Below are 1,186 nucleotides of genomic sequence, written 5' to 3' on the forward strand. Positions count from 1 at the left end.
CAGCTCCAAAAAGAAAAGCAGCTACTAAAAGACGAGCCGCTCCAAAAAGAAAAGCAGCTAAAAGACGATAAGAACGTCAAAAAATTAACAATCGTCATTTAATGACGATTTGTTTTTCCTTTTTCTAATTTTTAAAATTGTTAGATATTTTTTATTACATAGAATAACTAGCAGAATGTTTTAAAAACATGGAAAGAACAATTTTCTCGATCTACTAATTTTCATCAATTTTTGAATTACAGTTAGAACATCTAACTGCACTCTTGATGTTTACTTTTCTACATTTTGAACAAATAGTCAACACATATCACAAAAAGGTGTGTTTTTAACGATACACGTAGTTTTCCATAGATGATAAACTACTAGAATAGAGTATTTATTGAAATGTTCAATTATTTTACAAACATTTGTTATCACATTAGATTTGTCAAAATAACAAAGACTTGTTTTTTATGAGAACATTTGGCTAGGCGGTTGTGTATTTTTCCTTTGATTGAATTCTTCTGAACGGTAAATGTCTTATCAGGTGGTGTGATAGATAATTTTACAGAAGTATTGATGGCATAATGAGGAGTACCATCAGGGATTTTTAAAATTTGTAGCTATTCCAACACGATCCAGATCAACTTTAACTTTAACAATTGTTCCATCTTCTAACTCAAATGAGACATATTCATTTTCAATTCGTTTGTAATCTAACATTTTAAATTCTATTTTCTCAGGACTTTCACTCATTAGTAACTCACACTATCCAACATTAGTAAAGATAACTCATCAACTTAATCTGCTCTTCAGTAGTAATAATATTTTTGTTAGTCATTATTTCCAATAATTCTTTGAACAGTGCTTTTTGTTCAACAGACATTCCACCAGCTGGACCTTTTTCTCCTGGTGGACCTGGAGGACCTCTAGGACCGGCTGGACCGACTGGACCTTGTTCACCTACAGGGCCTTGTTCACCTGCTGGACCTTGTGGACCAATTAGTCCTCTTTCACCTTGTGGACCTTGAATTCCTTGTGGACCTTGTGGACCTTTTTCTCCAATTGGACCTGATGGACCTCTTTCACCTTGAGAGCCTTGTGGACCTTGTGGACCTTTTCTCCTTGTGGACCAGTTGGACCTGTTAGACCTTTATCGCCTTGTGGACCTTGTGTTCCTTTTCTCCTTTATCACCAATTGGGCCTG

Annotated in this window: 2 protein-coding genes; one reads left to right on the top strand and one right to left on the bottom strand. The window is 35.2% G+C overall.

The genetic code is table 11. The features are described 5' to 3' along the window. Positions 1–579: 579 nt before the first annotated feature. Complete coding sequence (locus BG20_RS13135; RefSeq protein ID WP_238527500.1) at positions 580–735, bottom strand: hypothetical protein; 156 nt, start codon at positions 733–735, stop codon at positions 580–582. Positions 736–836: 101 nt separating this feature from the next. Between BG20_RS13135 and BG20_RS13825 the strand changes: the two genes are divergently transcribed. Further along, positions 837–1,010, top strand: coding sequence for a hypothetical protein (locus BG20_RS13825; protein ID WP_010191307.1), 174 nt, complete (start codon positions 837–839; stop codon positions 1,008–1,010). Positions 1,011–1,186 lie beyond the last annotated feature (176 nt).

Source organism: Candidatus Nitrosarchaeum limnium BG20, from assembly GCF_000241145.1.
In the GTDB taxonomy this organism is placed as follows: Archaea; Thermoproteota; Nitrososphaeria; order Nitrososphaerales; family Nitrosopumilaceae; genus Nitrosarchaeum; species Nitrosarchaeum limnae.